The 21,784-nt window shown below is 57.3% G+C and carries 12 protein-coding genes; 2 read left to right on the top strand and 10 right to left on the bottom strand.

Annotated elements, in window-relative coordinates; all coding sequences use genetic code 11:
* Positions 1-27: 27 nt before the first annotated feature.
* Positions 28-1,338, top strand: coding sequence for a Gfo/Idh/MocA family oxidoreductase (locus tag THTE_RS11935; RefSeq protein WP_095415652.1), 1,311 nt, complete (start codon positions 28-30; stop codon positions 1,336-1,338).
* 232 nt (positions 1,339-1,570) lie between these two features.
* On the opposite strand, the gene THTE_RS11930 is transcribed toward THTE_RS11935, so the two are convergent.
* From THTE_RS11930 to THTE_RS11895, 9 genes are all read right to left on the bottom strand, one after another.
* The gene (locus THTE_RS11930) at positions 1,571-2,701 is read right to left on the bottom strand and encodes a glycosyltransferase (protein ID WP_157732049.1); all 1,131 of its coding nucleotides are present in this window, start codon (positions 2,699-2,701) and stop codon (positions 1,571-1,573) included.
* A 43-nt stretch (positions 2,702-2,744) separates the two neighbouring features.
* On the bottom strand, positions 2,745-4,259 hold the full coding sequence (locus THTE_RS11925; RefSeq protein WP_095415650.1) for an O-antigen ligase family protein: 1,515 nt from the start codon (positions 4,257-4,259) through the stop codon (positions 2,745-2,747).
* Positions 4,256-5,497: a glycosyltransferase gene (locus THTE_RS11920; protein ID WP_095415649.1), complete on the bottom strand. Its 1,242-nt coding sequence runs from the start codon at positions 5,495-5,497 to the stop codon at positions 4,256-4,258. Before THTE_RS11920 ends, THTE_RS11925 begins: the two co-directional genes overlap by 4 nt.
* Positions 5,498-5,756: 259 nt before the next feature.
* Entirely contained in the window at positions 5,757-7,424 is a 1,668-nt protein-coding gene (locus THTE_RS11915; RefSeq protein ID WP_095415648.1) for a CTP synthase, read from the bottom strand.
* Between the two features lie 172 nt (positions 7,425-7,596).
* A complete protein-coding gene (gene kdsB, locus THTE_RS11910; protein WP_207651703.1) occupies positions 7,597-8,370 on the bottom strand; it encodes a 3-deoxy-manno-octulosonate cytidylyltransferase in 774 nt (257 codons plus the stop codon).
* Positions 8,371-8,455: 85 nt separating this feature from the next.
* On the bottom strand, positions 8,456-8,929 hold the full coding sequence (locus THTE_RS18010; RefSeq protein WP_157732048.1) for a hypothetical protein: 474 nt from the start codon (positions 8,927-8,929) through the stop codon (positions 8,456-8,458).
* A gap of 98 nt (positions 8,930-9,027) precedes the next feature.
* Positions 9,028-10,179 (bottom strand): AAA family ATPase, encoded by a 1,152-nt coding sequence (locus THTE_RS11905; protein ID WP_095415646.1) that lies wholly within the window; start codon positions 10,177-10,179, stop codon positions 9,028-9,030.
* 74 nt (positions 10,180-10,253) lie between these two features.
* Positions 10,254-13,277 (bottom strand): POTRA domain-containing protein, encoded by a 3,024-nt coding sequence (locus tag THTE_RS11900; RefSeq protein WP_095415645.1) that lies wholly within the window; start codon positions 13,275-13,277, stop codon positions 10,254-10,256.
* 203 nt (positions 13,278-13,480) lie between these two features.
* Positions 13,481-17,500, bottom strand: a complete 4,020-nt coding sequence (locus tag THTE_RS11895) for a family 10 glycosylhydrolase (RefSeq protein WP_095415644.1) — start codon at positions 17,498-17,500, stop codon at positions 13,481-13,483.
* A gap of 270 nt (positions 17,501-17,770) precedes the next feature.
* Here THTE_RS11895 and THTE_RS11890 point away from each other — a divergent pair, with 270 nt between their 5' ends.
* A complete protein-coding gene (locus THTE_RS11890; protein ID WP_095415643.1) occupies positions 17,771-19,942 on the top strand; it encodes a hypothetical protein in 2,172 nt (723 codons plus the stop codon).
* A gap of 172 nt (positions 19,943-20,114) precedes the next feature.
* On the opposite strand, the gene THTE_RS18285 is transcribed toward THTE_RS11890, so the two are convergent.
* Entirely contained in the window at positions 20,115-20,972 is an 858-nt protein-coding gene (locus THTE_RS18285) for a hypothetical protein (RefSeq protein WP_207651702.1), read from the bottom strand.
* Between the last annotated feature and the right edge of the window lie 812 nt (positions 20,973-21,784).

The raw sequence follows: 21,784 nt of genomic DNA, 5'->3' as shown, positions 1-21,784 counted from the left end.
TTGAACCCTTTGTAAGGAGTGCGCGCCATGAGTGATGTGCTGAAAACATCTCGACGAAGCTTCCTGGAAACCTCGGCCGTGGTGGGCGGTGCGGCACTGATGGGGTCGCTCAATCTCGCACGTTCCGTCCACGCGGCGGGCAGTGATGTCCTCAAAGTCTGCTTGGTGGGCTGCGGCGGCCGGGGTAATGGCGCTGTTCGCGATCACATCCAAGCTTCTCAGAAAACGGGAATCAAGGTACAGGTGGTTGCGGTGGCCGATGCCTTCGAAGATCGTGCCCGCAATACCGCTGAAAACCTTCGCAAAGAGTTCGGTAAAGATATCGTGGATTTGCCGGACGACCGTGTGTTCGTGGGACTGGATGCCTACAAAAAAGCCATCGATTGTGGCGTCGACATCATGATCAATGCGTCTCCACCGGGCTTCCGGCCGTTCCAGTACGAGTACGCCATCAAAGCCGGCAAGCACGTCTTCATGGAAAAGCCGGTGTGCGTTGATGCTCCGGGCTTCCGCAAGGTGATGGCCGCGAACAAGCTGGCCGATGAGAAAGGATTGAAGGTCGGCGTCGGGCTTCAGCGGCACCATCAGGCCAGCTACATCGAGGAAATTGGCGCAATCAAAGAGGGCAAAATCGGTGAGATCATGTTCCTCCGGGCATACTGGAACGGTGGTGCGATCTGGATTCGTCGCCGTCAGCCCGGCCAGAACGAGCTCCAGTACCAGGTGTACAACTGGTATCATTTCACATGGCTCAGCGGCGATAACATTGTCGAGCAGCATGTCCATAACCTCGACGTGTGCAACTGGGTGATGAGTGATGATCTGACCAACCCGGTCCACCCAATCGAGGCAAACGGTATGGGTGGGTGCGAGATGCGATATCGGGGTGAGAATCGGGGTGTTGGTCAGATTTATGACCACCACTTTGTGGAATTCACCTATCCCAATGGCGTCAAGATGTACAGTCAGTGCCGCCAGATCAATGGCTGCTGGAACATCGTGGCTGAGGCGGCCCATGGCACCAAGGGCGTGTCGCCGTGCTCTGCTGGTGGTCGGGGTGGCACGAACCCCTATGTGCAGGAGCACATTGACTTCCTGAACGCCATTGTGAAGAACGAGAAGTACAACGAAGGGTACTTCGGCGCGACGAGCAGCTTCACAGCGGTTCTCGGCCGCATGGCTACCTACAGTGGTAAAGTTGTCCGTTGGGACGAGGCTGTGGAAAAGGGTCCCGTCATCGCTCCGGAGATCACCTCCTGGGACCAGGAACCCCCGGTGAAGCCGGACGCCAACGGCGATTACCCAATCGCTCAGCCCGGCGTGTATGAACCATACTGATGTCAAGGCCGCTGGACGGGCCGTGCCATTAAACGTTAAGGTTCCTCCCGCAGAGGGAATGCCACGAGTGTGGCTGTAAAGCGACAGGGAGTTTCCCCTCACGCAGCCCTGTCGCTCCTGAGGGCAACGCGACCGAGTCGGCCAAACCGGCTCGGTCGTTTTATTAGCTGTTCAGTGACTTGTGGGGGGTACGATGAGGAAAGACCAGTTTCTGATGCGCGGCATCCGACAATCACGCGGCCCGCGCCAGGCGGAGAATCTGTGTGTACTTAGATAACGTTTTTTGGGCGGCCTGAGGCCATGTGAAATGTTGCAGAGCGAGTTGCCGGGCTGCACGTCCTGCGGCAGCGAGTGTCTGCGGCGCGGCTCTCGCCAGGCGGACGAGAGTCCTTGCCAGGTCACCGGGGTCATGTGTCGCAGCCCAGCCCGCTCCGGCGGCCAGCACCTGGTGCAGGACATTGGTCTGGACCGTTACGACGACCGGCACTCCGTAGGAGAGCGCCTCCAGGATACTCGTCGGATGGCCCTCGGTCCGGGAAGGATGGAGAAATACATCGGCAGTTGCGTAGGCTTGGGCTTTTGCGTCTCCTCGGACCGGCCCCTCCACACGCACAATATCCCCCAGGGAATGCCTGGCCACCTCATCCCGCAGGTACGTCTCCGATTGAGCACAACCTGGGCCGACGATTCTCACTCGCGTCTGGCTTTGCCGAAGTTCCCTTTGACATCTTGCTGCAGCTTCGAGAAGAACATCCAACCCTTTAATCTCAATTTGCAGGCGACCGAGGAACAAAAACTCGCGTGTGTCACGACGTCCCGGGGTGGCCAGCTTTTCTTCGGGCGGAGGCCAGACACCATTTCCCGCGATAATGACCGGACGTCCCCAGTCGCCCGACCGCTCATATTCGCCTTGCGAGAGATACTGGATAGCGCTCGCACCCGCGACAAGGGCATCGAAGAACAGGCGTCGGCCGAGCCTCTTCTTCCAGGCCTTATGGGCCAGTGCCTCGCGTGTCATTCCCCCATGTGGACACACAATATAAGGTACGAAGCGACGCCGGAGCTCTCTCGCCAGCCACGCATGAAAAGGCACGAACGTGCTGTGAAACACAACAAGGTCCGGCACGAACAGCCGGGACCTGACACATTCCCATATAGAACTCCAACCGGCCAGATGAACCATATCCCGGCGTAGCAACACCGGCAGGGGCAACTGAGGAACGGGCCCGGGATCAACGCTGCTCACGAGCAGTCCGACCTGGACTTGAGGAAATTGCGACTGGGCCAGCGCCAGATTGGTGACGGCTTCAGTAACCCCATTGGGGTTCTTCCAGCTAAGGGGGGCAACATGGAGGATCTTCATGGCAGAGAACATCGAAAGGACGATTGGTGCAGGACCCGCTCTTCTATATCGGCCACCGAGATATCGGTTGATAACTTTCGGGCAACTTTACTTGAACCTGCCAACCTGGCCCGTGCACCCAGTGTGGCGGTTGCATTGTTGGGGCGCGAAACGTTCCCACTGGCGTACCCGATGTGAACTCTAAAAGTGCGAGGGAGAGACCGGCCATCATCGGCCAGCTCAGGTAACGGTAGGCAACCCCCGTCATACCTAAGGTGGCAATTGTGAGAAGCAGGGCCCGGCGATCCATGGCAAATTCTTGGCGATCCAACGCCGCCGCCTGGCTCCACACGGTGAGCGCGAGGATAACGCCCGGCAAGATTCCCACGAGGCCATAACTGAGCGCCCATTCGATGAATATGTTGTGGCAGCTCCTTCTGATCGTTCCATAGTCGTCAAATTTGGCACCTGGGTCAAATTTCCCCAACGCGACGTCGGCCCCACCTGTTCCCGCTCCCACGAGAAAGCGGACGGGGTCGGCCAGCCAGGCGCGGAACGCGTTCTCCCAAATCTGAAGGCGACTGCCAGCAGTGACGACCGTCTCCCCTTCTCCTCCGAATATGCGATTCGACAGACGCTCCAGTGGATTAACGTTGAGAGTAGCTGCGACAAGAGTCCCCACGAGAAAAGCGAGGACGGCGAAGACCACAAAGTCACGGACGCGACGGATGGGCTGAAGTCCGAGGCTTCCCAAAATCGCGGCACTGGCACCGACAATCAGTCCGAGCGTGGCTCCACGGGAGGCGGTCAAGACACAACCCAGCGCACAAACCATCGTTCCTGCCAAGATTCCCCAATCCGCCCGACCGAATTCAAAACGCCGGTTGGGAGTGTGGGGTTCTACGGTATCTTGTTGTAGGTGTTCGAATCGCCACCACTGTGGCGCGATGGTTCCGGATCGGCTTAGCAAAAAATCTCCTACCAGCGAGACCGGCTGAAGAACAGATGCTGTCTGACTAGGAAGGATGAGCCTGCCTGACCGCAAAAAGACCACGAATCCCACAACGCTGGCAAAAGCGAACTGGGCGCCCACTTGATTTGGATTGGCTGACTTCGTCATGTCGCTGAGAAGAAGGTAACCGTATTTGATCAGCGTCAGCCGGAGGGAGCCGTTACTGGCCTGATAATTCAGCCAAAAAATGAAAAACACCAGAAACGCGTTTACCAGCACGAAAACGCGGGCAGCCCATCTCCAACGGTTGCGGTCGGCGATTAACGCTGCCAGGGCCACGCCGGATACAAGATAAAACGCCACAACAGCGTTCGTCCCCAAACTGGGCGATTCTCCGTAGCACAGTCCCACAACTGGGATGGCCGTGGCAAATAGAAAGGGCCAGCTTCTTAGAAATCGGGGCCGAGTCAGCCAGGTGAGGCAGGCCAGGAGAAATGTTGGCACGTACACGTAGAAGTGGATCAATTCGGGAATTTCTAGATGAAAACGATCCCCCACCGCTCTCATTGTGACGGCGAAGGCCGCCATCAGTGCCGTCAAAAAAATCGCAACATCTCCCAAGCTCATGCGGCCCTCCGTTGTTCCGCCGTCGTCTTCCCATGGGAGCCCAATTCCACGTGAAAAAGGTTCTTATCGGCGCGGGCCGAGCACCAGATGTTCAGGAGTTGCTCTGCTGCCCGTTGCAGCGAAAAAGGCCCGGCAAGGAACGCAGATCGCGCAGCCAGCCGGGTTGCTGGAGTAGGCTGTGGAACCTGCGTAATCCGTTCAGCCCAGGTTTTGTCAGACTCCTCGAGCGGCACCAGCCAGATACAGCCTGGGAATTGTTCGGCAATTTCCCGATGGGGCAGGATATCCGAGGCGACCACCGGCGTGCCGACGGCAAGTGATTCCAGCACCGCTCCCGGCATTCCCTCCCATAGAGATGGGAACACCATCAAATCCGCAGCAGCCAAAATGAAGGGCACGTCATCGCGACGTCCGAGAAATCGAACCGAACCTTCCACGCCGTGTTGTCGGACTTCCCCTAAAAGTGATGAGTTCTGTGCCAGATCGCCAACCAATAGGAGAACTGCTTGCGGCAGTGATTTTTTTAACTCGGAAAAAATTGACAAAAGTCGCTTGTGGTTCTTCGCGGGAGTATCGCGGCCGACGTGGACCAGAACTCTCATGTCAGAGGGCAGTTGCAACTGCTCGAAGAGTCTTTCGCGGGCAACTCGATCCATAAGGTCGGGAAATCGCCCAAGATCAATGCCGTTGTAAATCACCTGACATCGGTTGTCGCCGGTCCAATCAGGGCACCAGGAGGCTTGGAGGGCGCACCTGCTCACTCCGAGGATATGGGTGGCCGACCGATCGATGAGATGTTTCCACAATCGAACCAACATTCGCCTGGCAAACCCCGGCGGGCGTCCGTCGTCAATACTCCGAAAATGCACCACGCGGCAAGGAACACCGGCCGTTTTTGCCAGGAGCGTGATGAGTCCCGAGGGATGATGAACATGCGAGTGGACGACATCGTAACGGCCATCGCGGAGAAGTTTCAGAAACCTGGCGATAAAGCCCGGACTGCGGAGCGGCAAAAGATGCACCTGACAGCCCAAACCCCGGGCCACCTCGTCCAGCGTTCCCGGCAATCCCGACAAACAACAAAAATGAGTTTCCAAGGGAAGCTCTGGATGATGCGTGCGAAGATATCGCACTAGCTCGAGAGTACGGATTTCTGCACCGCCATGATTCAGCCTCGCAAAAATATGCAAGATACGCAAAGGCAGTGCGACACTCGAAGATAAACCTTCCGCGGTCATCTCTTCGTCCCTGAATTAGCCGCGTTTGTGCGGAGATCGTCCTTCCTGGCTCTTACCCTTCAGATGAGGGATCCATCAGAATCGAGAGAAATTAGTCAAAAAGACGCGAAAGCGTCAACCGAGAAAATCGCCGTCGGGCAGCCGGCCGAGGTTGGATTCAATTTTCGACCGAATACACGACCATCCCGCAGTGTTCTCGAGTTGACTTGGATTTGCCAACCCGAAACTACGGACCCTCAGAGTAGTGTCAGCTCCACGTTCAGTGGGGAGTTTCGGCGTTGACCTCCATCGGGGAAACGCCCTCACCCGTTGGCTGATTTACGCGCTGCGCTCGGGCCTTGAGAGCTGCCTCGATAAATGCGCGGAAGAGCGGATGAGCACGGGTGGGTTGGGATTTGAACTCGGGATGGAATTGCACAGCCACAAACCACGGATGCCCGACCAGTTCCACGATCTCCGCCAATTTGCCGTCGGGACTTGTACCCGAAACTTGCAGACCCAGCTCCGCGAGGCGACTTCGGTAGGCATTGTTGAACTCGTAACGGTGCCGATGGCGTTCGCTGATTTCCAGAGTGCCGTACGCTTCAGCCGCCTTACTGCCAGGAGTGAGCACCGCAGGATAGGCCCCCAAACGCATCGTGCCGCCTTTGTCGGTGATATGACGCTGTTCGTCCAGCAGGCAAATGACCGGATGCGGGGTGTCCTTGTTGAATTCGGTGGAATGGGCGCCCTCCAGGCCGGCCACGTGTCGGGCAAACTCAATCACCGCGCATTGCATGCCTAAACAAATGCCAAAAAAGGGAATTTTCTTCTCACGGGCGTAACGGATGGCTTCTACCTTTCCCTCGATGCCGCGCTCGCCGAAGCCGCCCGGCACGAGAATTCCGTCCACCCCCGCCAGCAGCCGTTCCGGTCCCTCCTGTTCGATCTTCTCGCTGTGCACCCGTTCCACGCGGACAAGTGCCTGATGGGCGATGCCCGCGTGATCAAGCGCCTCATAGATAGACTTATACGCGTCCCGATGCTCGACGTATTTGCCCACCACCGCGATGGAGACTTCGCTCTTTGGGTTTCGGATACGATGGAGGAGCTCGTACCAGCTATCCAGATTGAGAGGACCGGCTTTCAGCCCAAGTTTCCGCACGATCAGCTCGTCCAAACCATGCTCGACGAGACTGATGGGCACCTCGTAGATCGAAAAATCCTTGTCCCGCTCTTCGATGACACAGTCCACGGGAACGTTGCAGAACAGAGCTACCTTAGCGCGTGCATCCCGCGTGAGGGGCTTTTCCGTACGGCAAATGAGAATGTCCGGCTGGATACCGATTTGTCGGAGCTGTCCCACGGAATGTTGGGTGGGCTTGGTCTTAATTTCGCCAGCGGCGCGAAGATAGGGAACGAGAGTCAGGTGAATATACAGGCAGTTTTCCCGCCCGATGTCCAGGGATAGCTGACGAATCGCCTCCAGGAACGGCAGGCTTTCGATATCACCCACGGTTCCCCCGATCTCCGTGATGACCACGTCCACATCGGGGGCCGCGAGCTTGGTGATCGCTCGCTTGATTTCGTTTGTGATGTGCGGAATCACCTGCACAGTTTGGCCGAGGTACTCCCCCCGACGTTCCTTGGTGATGACGGAAAGATAAATCTTGCCGGTTGTGTAATTGCTATCGCGTGTCAGCGGGCTGTTGGTGAAGCGTTCGTAGTGACCGAGGTCCAGATCGGTTTCGCTGCCGTCATCCAGAACGTAGACCTCCCCGTGCTGGTAGGGACTCATGGTGCCGGGATCCACGTTGATGTAGGGATCCATTTTTTGCATCCGAACGGAGAGGCCACGGCGCTCCAAAAGCATGCCGATTGAAGCGCTCGTCAGCCCTTTGCCAAGGGAGCTTACGACACCACCCGTCACAAAAATATGCTTGGCCATGTTGTACCAAAACCTAAATCAAATAAAGAAATACCCCAAAAAAGGGCTGGACCTTTTGTGGATTTTTTCGGATGCACCCGAAAGTCGTCAGAACAGCATCACCGCTGGGATGCGGGCAAAAATTCGCGCCGCAGGGCAACTTGCAAGCCGGCCGTGGCCCACCGCAACGCCTTTATCGCCGATTGTACCGCGCCCTGTAATTTGCCACAAACCGGCGGTAATCCTCGGGGGTGTCGATACCACAGGTGGGTGAGGGGATCAGGCCCACAGCAATCCGCGCTCCGTGGTAGAGGAAACGCAACTGTTCCAACTTCTCGACTCGCTCCAGGGGGGGCGGCGCAAGGTATGGGATTTTCAAAAGATACTCCCGGCGATAGGCATACACCCCGATATGTTGCAAAAAGATCGGCGGATCGGCCTGGAGGAGAGAGTCATCCCATTCGCGGGGATGGGGGATTATGCTGCGGCTGAAATAGAGGGCGAATCCCCGCCCGTCGCAAACCACTTTGACGCAGGCGGGATCTGCCAGCCGATCACGTTCTCGCAGAGGAGCAGCCAGCGTCGCCACCTCGGCCTCAGCGGTGCGTTCCAAAAGCTCGACCACCTGATCGATCGCTTCCGGGGGGATTTCCGGCTCGTCCCCCTGCACATTAACGAAGATATCCACTTCCGGCATTGACCGGGCAACCTCGGCCACGCGGTCCGTCCCACTCTGGGCGGTGGGACTGGTCAAAACGGCCTTCCCTCCAAAGCGCTCCACCGCTTGCCGGATTTCCTCGTGGTCGCAGGCCACGCACACTCCCGCCGGCTTGGTTGCCCGTGCCGCTGCCTCGTAGGTATGCTGGATGAGGGGCTTGCCGGTTTCATCCAGCAGCATCTTGCGGGGAAGTCGAGTGGAAGCCAATCGCGCCGGAATGACAACGTAGCTGGTCATAGGCCTGCGCATAGGGGAATCCCAATTCCTGTCACTCAGGTCGCTGGGAATTATGTGCATTGCAGGATTGCAGCCGGAGCCATTCGGGGATTTTTTCTTATTCAAGTTTCAATTGTCTGCAAGGGCCACGCAATCCAGCTTTAGCAATTTGTTTTGCTTGCGGTGAATTTGGACTGATAGCAACTCCACCAGTTGCAATCCAGTAATAATCTCGGGTCATGGCCCGAAGCCCGGGAGCTTTAGTTTCAAGCCATGATTTAAGCCAAATCAACTTTGCAATAACAACTTTCACGTGATGTGAAGAGGCTGGATGAAACTCTATCCATGTCACTTTCTCACCGTCCTGCAAATGATTGTATCCAATACCATAATCCCACCGATGATCGCTGGGATATTGTTTTCTTAATGCAGCGTCCAGGCAGATACTCCCAGTTAATCGGGCGGGGTCATGTGCCAGTACACATGGACGTTCCGATCTTTTAAGCGCTTGGAGGCCATTGTGGAACGCCTCTTGTAATTCGGGGATTTTTCTCACCGCCCAATAAAACCCCGTTGTAGTTTTCCTTCCCATGTATGCTTGCCTTTTCGGGATCCTTGGTTTAAACGTGACCTTTTCCTTTGGCTAAGCCATTTACGTGCTATGGGCCACCAGTATGGTGCCCAGACTATCTACTGCCGGACCACTCGCGCTACCAGATCGTTGACGTGAGCGCTAAACTCTGTGAGGCCACCCCAGCCTGCCTCTTCCTTGGACTGCGCCCCTGGATCTAGATTAGTGATGTCGACCGTATCACCATTGCGTTTGAAATAGAACACTCGAAGTTCCTTTTTTAGCGCTGTGCTTGCCACGCGCCTCATCGGTTCTGACTTTCTGACACTAAAAAGTTCTAGAACATCATCGGCCGTCGCATTGTGAGTTTGCATGATGCGAAGCGCCCAGACCACTTCAAGCACGTGCGGAGAATGTGTCGAAATACACACGCGGTATTCACGCCTCAGCAACTCTAATAAAAGGAGCAATACGGCCGAAACAGCGTTAGGGTGAAGACCCATCTCAGGCTCTTCAATGATGACCCACAGGAGATTTTCGCGCCGGCTGATCTTGCTCGGCGGCATAAGCCAGTAGAGTCCCATGAGTAGCGGTACGAACTCCCGCTGCCCTGCAGACCAGGCCAGAAACGGAATGCCGGCCCCTTCGGTGTTTCTCCGCAACACGAGGCGTCGCATTGCCCCAAACCGATCCACGTACAGCTCAAATCCAGCAAACAGGTGTTGAGTCAGGAGGTCGCGATATTCTTTTTTTAAACGATTCGGCCGCGGGAACAGATGGAATTCGGTTGTAAATTCTTGTTCTAGAAGTAAACGGAAAGTTTCGCTAAAATCGCGCAGCGAAAAGGGATCCTCTGGAGAGAAGGATTGAAATGGCCGTGGCCAGCCATTGGCCAGGGATAATACTCGCTGTGCCGGAATATAAAATACGCGCGGCGAGGCATCGCGTTTGCGGATGGTTGCCAGATTCGCTATGTTAATTGGCTTCCCATCAACGACGAGGCTGCTCTTCCCAGCGTCCCAAATCTGGCACATGCCCTGGCCGAGGTACACGTCGAGAAATCGGTCTACATCGGATCCCCAGTCGATGCCATGTTTGCGCAATTGTGTATGGATGTATCCGGTATCCAAAATCAGGCGAAGCAGTTGCAGACAGATGCTTTTCCCGGATGCCTGGGGACCCACGCAAACGGTCAGGTCACCGAAAGCGACATTCGCTTCGTGGATGGGACCAACGTTGGCGATTTGAAGATGATCGAGCGTTCGCGACATTTGTTTCTGCCTGTGCGGAAAAAGCCAGTCTGGTGTTCGCTGACCGCAAGCGCTACTTTAGAAGTTACCAGCTTTTACCGCAAGAAGCCGATGAAGAAATTGAACACCCGATTGTCGTCGCCGGGTTCTTCGACCACAGGGAAGCCAAAGTCGAAGGCCATCGGGGCAGGTCCCATCATCGGGATGACAACCCGCAACCCGAAACCGACGGCCACGCGGTACCGATCAGTCCAGTTGTCGATGCTCGGCTCCACCGTCCCGGTGTCGCAGAAGATGACGCCCCGCACCATGTCGTCGGCCGTGATGGGGAACATGTACTCTGCCGAAGCCAGCATAAGAAAGTGGCCACCCACCGCCACGCCAAATTCCCGAGGCGAAGCTCCCCGATAGTCAAAACCGCGCAGGCTCGAGGTTCCCCCGGCGAAGTAGTGGTCATACACCGGTGTATCACTTCCGGTGATGCCGATCCGTCCGGCCAGCCCCAGAACGTGGCGGCCCGACCCGTCCGGTCTCTGCCACAGCGCGAAGTAGCGCCGGTAGTCGAGCTCCACTCGCGGATAATCATGTGTTCCCACCACCTGCTCGAACGATGCCTGGAAGAAGTGACCCTCAGTGGGTAGGAACGCGTTATCCCGAGTGTCGTGGGTGAGCGCCACCTCAAATCCATGGAGGATGTTTGTTCCCATCGCATCCGCAATGGTCGGGGGGATACCGAAAGGCGTCACGAGCGGATCAAGGATTTTGATATCGGCGCCGCGATAGGCGATGGTCCCCGACAGATCGTGCGTGAACTGATAACCAAAGGCCACGCGACCCCCCAGCCGCTCTTCTGTGTATTCCCGGTAGTTCCGGCGATAGTAGAATCCGCTCAGACCGAACGTAACGTTGCGATCCAGAAAATAGGGATCGGAAAAACTGATCATGTAGCGATGCACCTGAGTGCCAGGAACGGCTTCCAGCCGAAACCGCTGACCGGCTCCCCGCCATGCCCGTCCCTCAATGATGTCGCGCCAGCTCCGCGGCCAGCGGGTCCAGTCGAAATTCTGCTCTTCGATGATGGCACTCCCCATCACACCAGCGTCGGAGTTCACGCCCACACTGAACATGATTCGCCCGGTGCGGGCTTCTTCCACCATCGGTTGCAACGGCAATTCGAGAGGTTCTTCATCGGGAGGACGGTCGGAAAACACCGACATATCGCCGGGTAGCGGGCGATCGGGAAACACAACGCGGGTAGCCGGAGCGGGCACCTCATTGGCAGGAGCCGCCAAAGCCGATAGAACATCCGTCGCTACCGCTGTTCCAGGTGTATCTGGTTGAATTGCGCCCGGTAATGGCTGCGGCAACGAGTTTTGTACTGGTTGCCCACTCGGAATAACCGTCGCTCCGCTGGTCGGAATGACGCCTGATGTTGTCTGCGGAGACTCCTGATACGTGGCCGGGACCACCTGCGACGGTTCGGAGGACACGCGTGTCCCCACAGCCGGCACGACGTCTCCTCCGGAGGCAGGCCGCGATCCCCCCGTGGGCGAAGGCCACAACCAGCGAGGAGGTGCAGGAAAGCTCAAACCACCTTCCGATTGGCCACGGATGACGCTCGACGACGAGGGCTGGTCGTTATCCGCGGGCCTTTCCCCTGAGTCTCCCCGCGGTGGCGCCGGTCGCTGGGGCCTTTCCGCAATTTGTGGCCCTTCACCTTTTTCCGGCACCGAAGGCAACTCGGGCGGCGTGAATACAATCTTAGGCTGAACACCCCGGGAGGGATCAACCTCGAAGATCTGGGATGCCCTGAGTCGCCGCTCGCTCGCTCGAATCTCGCGAATATCCGCAATATCGCCAGGGGCCAAAGACATCCTATTGAGGACTGTCGTTACCCGTGTGTGCGGCTCCTCCCCACTAATTTGAACATTGATCATTCCGACTTTATAGGGATGTCCTTCGTCAATCTTATAAACAAGGTCGAGTTGTCCCGGCTCTTCCAGGAAACGGGGATCCGCCTGCACATCGGCAAATACATGGCCGATAGAGCCGTATTTATCTCTTAGCCGATTAAGATCCATTTGAAGTTTATTTTGATCGAAGTAATCTCCAGGTTTTAATTCAAGATTTTTGGAGAGTTCACCGGTAGAAAACTTTTCATTGCCGAAAAACGAAATATTGCGAATTCGGTAGCGAGGCCCCTCGTCGATGACATACGTCACGTAGACCCATTCGCGGGAATCACTGACGGGGTCGGGATAGACCTCGATATCGCGTCCCACACGGGCCTGAAAGAATCCTAAGCTGCGGTAGTAGGCCGTGATCCGCTCGACGTCCTCATCCAGTTGTTTTCGATCAAAAAGCCCCCCCAGGAACCAGAACCAGCCGGGTTTGGTCTGCACCTGCGTTCTCAATCGCGCGTCAGAAGCAATCGTGTTGCCGACGAATTGCGTCCACGCCACACGCTGCCGACGTCCCTCGTTGATAAGGAAAATCGCCCCGCGATCGGTCGTTTTGTTGCCTTCGATCACTGTGACCCGGGCGTGGGGGAATCCCTTTTCGTGATAGAATTGCTCCAATCGGCGCTGGGCCTCATCCACCTGCCAGGTGTCCAGGGGATCGCCGGCCTTAAGACCGGTCTCTTTGGCAAGACGTTTTTCGCTGAACGCCCGATTACCAACGTATTTCACATAATGGAGAAGCGGTCGCTCCAGGACTTCAAAAATGACCAGACGGCCCCCCTGTACCTGCGGTGTGTATGTCTTGATGTCAACAAACAGCCCCGTCCGATAAAGCCGTCTTACATCCTCTTCGAGGGTTTGAAGATCGAAGGCTCGACCAGCTCTCGTCTTGATGGCGGGCAAGTATTTTTCACGGGGTACGTGCTTGGCGCCCACCACACGGACTTCGACGACCAGTTCTTGCTCGGCGGGCTGAGCCCCAATCGCACGGTTGTCCAGCTTCCCGAAATCTTCGCTGCCCGGCCCGACGCTCGGGGAATGAGCCTCCGGGATGGCTGCGGAGGTTTGGCAGAAAACCTTTGCGGGGCTCCAGATTAACAGGAGACCCGCCAAGCTAGCACACACCGCAGCGCTAATGAGTCCCAGTCTGCTGCGCATCAACGGAGAATCACAGTATCTCGAGAAATGTGGAAGGGTCGCCAAGGCCACCCTTTAGGCACCGCGGCAAACAAATACAGAATTTACCAACCTGGGGCAAGTGCGATTCGCGACGTGGGCGGCAAAGCGGTAAAACGCGCAAGACACGGGATGGCGGTGAGGCCGTGAAAAAACACTCTCCCCCTGTTGCCGAAACGCCTTTCTCAAAACCGCCATTTCGACGGCAGAACACCCCGGATCCGATCGAGAAGTGATGCAGATCGGTCGGGCGTTTTGACGGAATTGCGAACTGATCCGGCTTCTGTGGGCTGAGCACCTTGGTTTTCCCGGCTGATTTGAGCGGAAAGATCAGCGCGGGGGACGAACGCCATCAGATACTGTGGCCAGTAGCTCTCCAGCATGCGGAGGCAGTCCGCTATTTCTCCGTTGTCCAGCTTGGCCTGGGCGGGCGCGATGAGCTTGAACAGCTCCACCCGTTCTGCCTTACTGAAGGCCAGGGAGCACAATTGAATATCGTCGATCCAGACCTCGCCTGGCCCGGCCAGATCGAGTCTCAGGTAGAGGGGACCCTTTCTGCCCAGCGGCAAATCAGCCACTTGAACCAGGACAGGTGTCCATTCTGCACCCACGGTCGGAACAGACTGACCGGTCGCGGAAGCACCGATTTCCGCGTATCGGGCGAACGGAAACTGCGCTGGCTCTCCAAACAGGAAGACACGCAATGGAGGCTGGGGATTTCCCGGCCGTGTTTTCAGCCACAGTCCTACCGTGAGACGTCCTGTCGATGGTGCTTCGAATGGATCGCTGATCATCGTGACAGGTGCCCCACGGCTCGCGACATGCAAAGAGTAGGTGCCCTGCTTTTTCTCCTGGTCGTCGAGACGCACCGTGGCGTCGGAGCCAGCCTGTATCTTCCAGTGGGGAATTTCCCCCTCCTTCTCCGGTTTTTGCTCAAAGTCGGGATTTGCCAGACCTTCGTAGAGTGGTGGCGTGCTCAAAGTGGCCGCCCGCTCGCTCAACTCCGTGATCTGGTCTTTCAGCCGATCGATGATAGCGGGATTGAAATACACCATGGCCTTTGAGAAAGACACCTGGGGCGACGTGAACTTTACCGCCAGCAAATCGTACGGGCCGAGATCAGCCTCCCAACGCCACATGTCGTCGGTATCCTTTTTGATGGTGGGAAGAGGACGCATGCCGCTGAGTTCCACCACCCGCGTGTTGGCCGGAGTTCGAAAGTGTAGCGTCGCCCTGATCGAAAAACCGGCCTGATTGAGCATGTAAAGATAGGTTTCCTGTCCGCGAACGGCAGAGCGGACGATGAGTGGCTGAATGGATTTGCTGTTTCCAGGGAAAGACACGTCGTGGAAAGCGGCGGCCGGGAGCCTCCGGTAGGTGGCCCGCCAGACCCGAAGGGCCTCTTCATCACCCATCGAAACGCGCCAGCCGCCGTCTGCAATGAAGCTGGGGTCGCCCTCGGCCAGGGCTTGCGCATAGCGTCGCAGACTTTCGTATCCCCACGGAATGGGCTGATGCATGATGGCTGTGAAAGCTGGGGAATAGGGGGCGGCTGCATCGAAACTGGGGATACGAATCTCACGCGGGGCCTGGTAGAAAAGGACACCCCCGGTGGCCAGTGAAGTCAGCCCCTGCCACGACCGAAACAGTTGATCGACCTCGTATTCGGCCGCTCGTACCCCCAGTGGGGCGTGCTCCACCAATCGGAATACGCGGAGAAATGTGATGCTCGGGTCGCTGGCCAGGACGCTCGGATCAAGACCCACTTCTTGAAAGACGGCCAGCGGGTCCTGCCGCTGCATGAGCGTCGGCCGAAGACGATTCTCCCACCTTTCACCCACGAAAAGCGTGGGGGCGAGCAAATACAGTCGGGCATCCGGGCGGACCGCCGTCAATTCCTGGTTGACCCGCGTATAAAAGCTCTGCAGCCGCTGCGCCCGCCAGCGAACCCACTGCCGGAAATACTGTCCCAGAAGAAGTTCGGCCCGCTTCTGGAATCGATCCTCCCCAGTTGCCTCGATGGTGATGCCAGTCTCTTCGCAAAATCGGGCCACCGTTTCATCGTCCATTCCCCATTGCGGACCGGGAAGTTGCATGTATCCGTAGGCTGAAACTTGAAGTCCCAGCCCGGCAAAGGAAGGATGTTGCCCGTACCGATCGGCAAACTCGTGGATCAAATTCAGAATGGTTTCCTGAACCTCGCGGTGAAGGATGTTGTAGTAGGGAAGCATTCCCCGGTAGGGTTGTGTTGTTTCGTCGAGCGTTCGACCGTCGGGACCCACCCAGCGAAGGTTTCGGCCCTGGTTGCCACGCCGGTGAATCGTGGCCTCCAGATCCGGCAGGGGAGTCGAAAAGTCCATGGCCGGGATGACCATGAATCCATCACGGTCTGCGACGCGTAACACGAGCTCCACAACGTCCTTTCGGACCGGATCCGCACCGTCGGGATGAAAACAACCGTTGTCGTAGCGGGGAGTAGGTTGCCATCGTGGGCTGGGAAACAACGTGGACCCATCAGCCGCCACGGTAAGCACCACTGCATTGTAGCCCGCAAAGCGAAGATATTCGGAAAGCCGGACGGTGGCGTCGAAGAATGTGACCCAGTCTTCGACGCCCCGTTCTCGAAACGGCCCCGGCGCGTCGCTTGCCTCAAACGCTGCTGTCAAAAACGGTCGATGGAAATACGCTGCCAGAATTCGCTCGGTGGGGAATGCTGCCGGCGGGAATTCCTCCGGTAGGTGACGCCATCCTCCATAAACCCGTATTTTCCCGTAAATCGCCGGCTCGTTTCCCGGATTAGCGACCATCAGGAATGGTTGCCGGGTTTTTGGCCAGAATACCGTCCGGTATACCTGCCAGCCTAGCTTTTCCCCCCAGCGGCTCACTTCACCCGAGCTTGTGACTCCTCTGTCCATAAGTGGCGGGGAGATCGCCCCCATGGCATTTGGTTCAATCAGCGAGACAAGAAGCGTCTGCTTTCGATCGGCAGGCCACTCGATCTCCAGCAGATGGGGTGTGCCGGGTTCCATAACGGGCAGCGAATAGATGGCCCAGCTTGGCTCGTCCCCCGAGTCGCTGGGTCGAAGTTCCGTGTACGGTTCTTGCTGACCTTCTCTCAGGCGACGCCAGCCTCGGCCCAGCAGTCCATCACGGGATAGAAGGTGCAATCGCGGGAGGGCCGGTGTCATGCGACCCAGGCGTTCCCAAAATGTGGGATTTCCCGCGTCCACGGCCTCTCCCAAAAGCCGCAATTCCGAGCGAGCTTCGGCCAGACTGGGGACGTTTTTCTTGGCGAGCACAACCACCTGGACTCGCCGCTGCACCGTGGTGCCGCCCCAACCCAGCGGACGCACGACCGAGTCCCCCAAGCGCAGCCCTGTGTTGCCGACAGCGGTCAAAACAACATCATAGACCCCTTCTGCCTCCGGGAGCACGAGTTCAACCGGCACAGCCACATTGGAACCGGCCGTGGTCTCATACCGGGCGGATGGAAGACCGGGCGCGTTACTGCGTCCCAAGTTGAAGGGATCAAGAAGGTTCCAGCGGGTTTGCTGTTCCCGGGCATTTTGAACCCGGACCTCCAAAGTGACCTGCTCTCCCGGATTGAAAGGGCTTCCGCGGAATCGGACCCGGAACGACCAGGTTTCCCCCGGTTCAAAGATGAGGTGCGGTCGGTCCGATTCGAGGGTCAGGACATCGCCGGGAGATCGCTCAACAAACAGCCGGTTCCCCTGGTCGTCCACCGGCGTTTCATAAGGGTTCCGGAGCACATTTTTCAGTGGAATCGTCCAGTGCTGCGGCGCCTGTTCGGAACCGGCCAGTTCCACCTGCAGGTTGGCCTGGATGGGGGAATCGACGACCACATCGACCCCCTGATAAATCCGCGGACGGCTGGGGGCGATGACGAGGGTATTTTCTTCTCGAAAGAGCGCGCCGGGCTCATCAACTTCGGTGCCAAGCAAGGTCCTGGAAACGATCTGCCCCTCGGAAACCGTGATTGTGCCGCTCCAGCGGCGCGGCGCTCCACCGCCCCAGGATATCCGCAGTCCCAATGTTTCGCCAAACGCCGAAGAAGATGCACAGACGAGGATCCCCACCCCAAGACCCAGAGTGGCAATGCAGCACAAAAAAGACCTCGGCGCGGCCGTCCGTCGCACCAGCGGCAAGAACAAGATCGGTAGTTTCGGACCTCCCTGTCCGAACATGACGTCCTCACGAAACCTCCGATGATCGGCGGGGTTCCCCGTTGCCTTCCGCGCCGTGTGAATTATAACAGTCCTCGGGACGCCGACCTAGAGCTTTTTCCGGACCGCGCAATAGCACAAAAAGCGCTTTCACTAGCTGCCCAGGCAATTAAATGCGTCCTTTTGATGTAAAACATGCGGTCTGTAAAACTGCGCAAGTCGTGGCCGGAATCCGAAGGATTGCCGGAGCCATCTGTCAGTGGTCACCATACTCAAAAGAGGGAAGTTCCCGTGATAAAAGTCCGCTCCAAATTGCCCTTCCGCTGTGTTCCCGTGGCGTTTTTTGTCCTCTGTTTTGCGGCGCACACCGTGACCGCCGAGCAGGTAACGCCGGGGGAAGGAGAACAAAAACTCATCGCCGAGCAGGCACTTCAGGATGAAGATGCCACGCAGGTTTACGCGGGCGTTCGGTATGTCTGGCTAGGACGCCATCAAATTGAGGTGACGATCACCGCTCCTGACAGATTGCGGCAAGACGTTCTCATTCGGCTCACGGCCGGCGCGAAAAACGATCGCAGGACCTTTCTTGTGCGATGGCAGGACAAACAGGGGGCAGTGAAAGACCAGCCGGTGGAGTACGGCGGTTACGATGGATTTCGTCCCCTGGATCTTCCCGTTCCGAAAGAACTGCGCCCTCCCGTGACAGTGCGATTTTTGGGGACCGGTGCGCGACAGGGCTTTTTCTCGCGAATCGCCGTCGTGGCCGGTGACGCAAAGGGAGTCGTGAATGGCAGTTCCGTGGCAATGAAGGTTTCGCTGATTCCTGCCGCGCCTCCGGGGCCTGTCGATGGTGGTTTCGCAGCGACCTACCCGGAATTTGCCCGCCTGTGGCAGGAATCCGTGAATCCAGCGGAAGATTTGGCTGCGGACAACCCCGAACGGACCTTTCGCCTGGCCGCTCGTCATGGCCGACAGGCCCACGAAATGTTTTTCCGGTGCCGAAAGTATATGGAAGGCTGGCTGGCCCAGGCTGACCCCAAGACGGGACTCATACCACGTAATCTGATCGCCTCCCGCGATATTTGGAATCCCGAGGATGCAGCCGCGGACAATTATCCGTTTCTTGTGCTGACGGCGTTTGTCACGGATAAACCTCTGTTCGAAGGCCGCATGCTCGAGATGCTGCGAACAGAAACCCGTTTGACGAGTCGCCTGGACGCGATTCCCGATGCCTGGTCTTTTTCAAAGCAGGGGTTTGTGCGATCTGAGCCCAATTTGGCGGCGCTCATCTTTGGTGGTTCGGAATATGTGAAAGATGGCTTACTCCCCCTCACAGAGTATCTGGGGCCTTCTCCGTGGTTGGAGAGGTTGATCGCCATTGAAAACGCCATTTGGAAGCATGCGCCGTTATCAACACCCTTTGGGCCGATCCCGTCTGACAACGTGGAGGTGAACGGCGAGCAATTACAGGTGCTTTCGCGTCTTTACTGGCTCACGGGAGAAAAAAGGTATTTAGAATGGGCCGAACGATTAGGGGATTACTATCTGCTGGGATCGAATCACCCCACGCGGCATTTCCGTGATTTGCGACTTCGCGATCATGGGTGCGAGATTGTTTCTGGGTTGTGCGAGCTCTACGTGGCCGTTAGTTTTGCGCATCCCGAGAAGGCCGACGCGTACCGGGCCCCGATTCATGAAATGTGCGACCGAATTCTTGAAGTGGGATGTGACGCCCGCGGTATGATGTACAACGTCATCCAACCGCAGGTGGGGACGCACGATTCCGGGATTTGTGACACCTGGGGGTACAATTACAACGGAATTTACAGCGTCTATCTGATTGATAAAACGCCTCAATATCGGGAGGCTGTCCGTCGCGTTTTGAGCCATCTGCGAGACGATGTCGGGGATTATCACTGGGGTTCCGCTGACGAATATGCCGACTCTCTTGAAGGTGCGATCAACCTCTACAATCGAGAGCCTATCCCGTCAGCGGCGGAGTGGATTGATCGAAAAATCCATGACATGTGGAAACCCCAGCGGCCCGACGGAATTATCGAAGGGTGGCACGGCGATGGCAATGTAGCGCGAACCGCCCTCATGTATGCTTTCTGGAAAACGCAGGGTCTGCGGGCGGAACCGTGGCGGGAGGATATTCGGTTGGGCGCCGTTTTTCAAAAAGGGCAACTGCATGTCAGCCTGACCGTCGATCGCCCCTGGACGGGACGGTTGCTCTTTGATCGGCCCAGACACAAACATTTCTTCCATCTGCCCGTCGATTATCCTCGGATCAACCAGTTCCCGGAGTGGTTTACTGTGGATGAAAGCGAATCGTTGGTTGTGGAAGATTTGATGCGAAAGGACCGGCTGGTGATTTCCGCCCAAAAGGCGTGGAGTGGCCTGGAAGTCGATTTGCCCGGCCCGGGAGAATACCGGTGGATTGTAACAAAGCAGGACCGTTGACGTAATCGTTGGAGCGATCGCAAGGATTGCGCTGGTAGCTTGGCAGCAGCGGTGGCCATTTAAGTGTGCGCAAAAGACCGGAGGCCTGATTTGGCCTCCGGACTGAAATCATTCAACTGAACTTTGCTGCCCGGCGTTTGTCGCACCGCGAACGATGGCTCGTTGTCCCCGGCTATTGCCGGCTGGCTTCAAGTTCGCCCGGCGAAACAGAGCCCGGCGTTTGTCGCTGGCTGTTCATAACGATGCGGTTGGCCTCGGCCACCACCTGGAGCGCGGCTTGAAGTTCTGCCGGCGAGAAGTAGGGACGCCGCATGCCGATGGCCGTGCGAATTTCCATCCGCGCGAGTTCGTCAAAGCTCTTCCCGTTCTGGAAGTGCCAGGCCGCAATTTGTGCCACCCGCTGATTGATTTTCCCTTCCGCCAGCATTTTCAAGACGACGTTGACCTCAGGGGTCTTGGCGTAGGACTCGATCGGCTTGAGCTCGTAGGGGATGCGGGGATTGGGGTCGGGTTTCCCGTGGTCCAGACAAACGATGGGGGCCTTCACCTGCACGACCTTCTCGGGGGGCACGCTTAGAAAACCACCGCCGTACCCACCATAACCACCGCCGTAGCCGCCATATCCGCCGAACCCACCGCCGAAGCCCTGAGCTCCGCCACCGTAACCACCGCCATAACCGCCGCCGTATCCACCGCGACCGCCCCTGCCGCCGTAAACGTCTCCACCCAACCCGCCAGCGAATTGGGGAAGAACGGGCACACCGGCAAACGTTTCAGGCATGCGAATACTAAGGGGCTTGTCGCTCTTGTTGCGTATCACGATATTGCATTCGGTGGAATCCTTGGCGATGACTTTCACATCCACCAGTTTTTGTTCCATGGCGGCAAACAGATCCACCGCCGGCGCGGCTTTCGCCTGGTCGGATGCATCTTTTTGCCTTGCCACGGGGTCAGCCCCCAAAAGCCAGGTGGCGGATAAGCCCAGCAAGAACGCCCCTACAAGCGCCGCATAACGCCAAAAACGAGCCATGACTAACCTCCTCGAAAACGCCGCAACGGGCGGACACATCAGCCGATTCTCTTTCTTCAGCCTAATCCAAATTCTCAGAAAAGCAACTATAAACCACGTGGTTGCGGCTTCGCCCCAGATATTTGAGGCCGCAACGCGGGGGAAAAGTTCCCCAGCGCGGTCCTTGCGTGTGAGACAATCCTATGAATATCCCGGCGACAGTGCCATGTGCGGCCCTACATTTGTGGCACCCTGGAAACACCATGTTAGGGGGCAGGACGCTGTGGCGCTCCCTGGTCCTGTGATCCTGGAGCCGCTATTTGTCGCGGGTTCTCTATGTGCTATTGTTGACAAGAGCCTCGCCCCTCCGTTAGACTTTCTGTTTTTACATCCGCCTGTTTTCGCATCCGCGTCCGCGAGGCGCGAGACTCTCGAGTCGCCCGAAAAAGGCTGCTTTTCCCTATCTTGCTGGTTTTTGTCCAATTTAACCAAGTACGGACGTGGCGAAACATCGCCGGGGAGAAGCGGCTGGCTCCAGAAATCGCAGTGTGACCAAACCGCGGGCGGGAGAACCAGTCGGGGGTTTTAGTACGTACCGAAAGACAATTGCATTTCTGAGGCCCGTGGTGCGATCCGGAGCCAGAAAGAGATCCTCAATTGAGGCGACTTGCTTGAATTTGACGCGACGAAGGACGCAACCCTTGGACCACAGGTTGTTCAACTAGGGGCTGCCGTTCCGGGACGGGTTCATGGCAGGAAGAAGGTTCACTCAATCTCAGTCGGTGTGTGGGAACTGGTTTTGAGGAAGAGAGAGGTCCAACCATGGAAACACG

The organism is Thermogutta terrifontis, assembly GCF_002277955.1.
Taxonomy (GTDB): Bacteria; Planctomycetota; Planctomycetia; order Pirellulales; family Thermoguttaceae; genus Thermogutta; species Thermogutta terrifontis.
The sequence above is the reverse complement of the archived record's forward strand: the minus strand, read 5'-3'. Positions and strand labels throughout refer to the sequence as shown.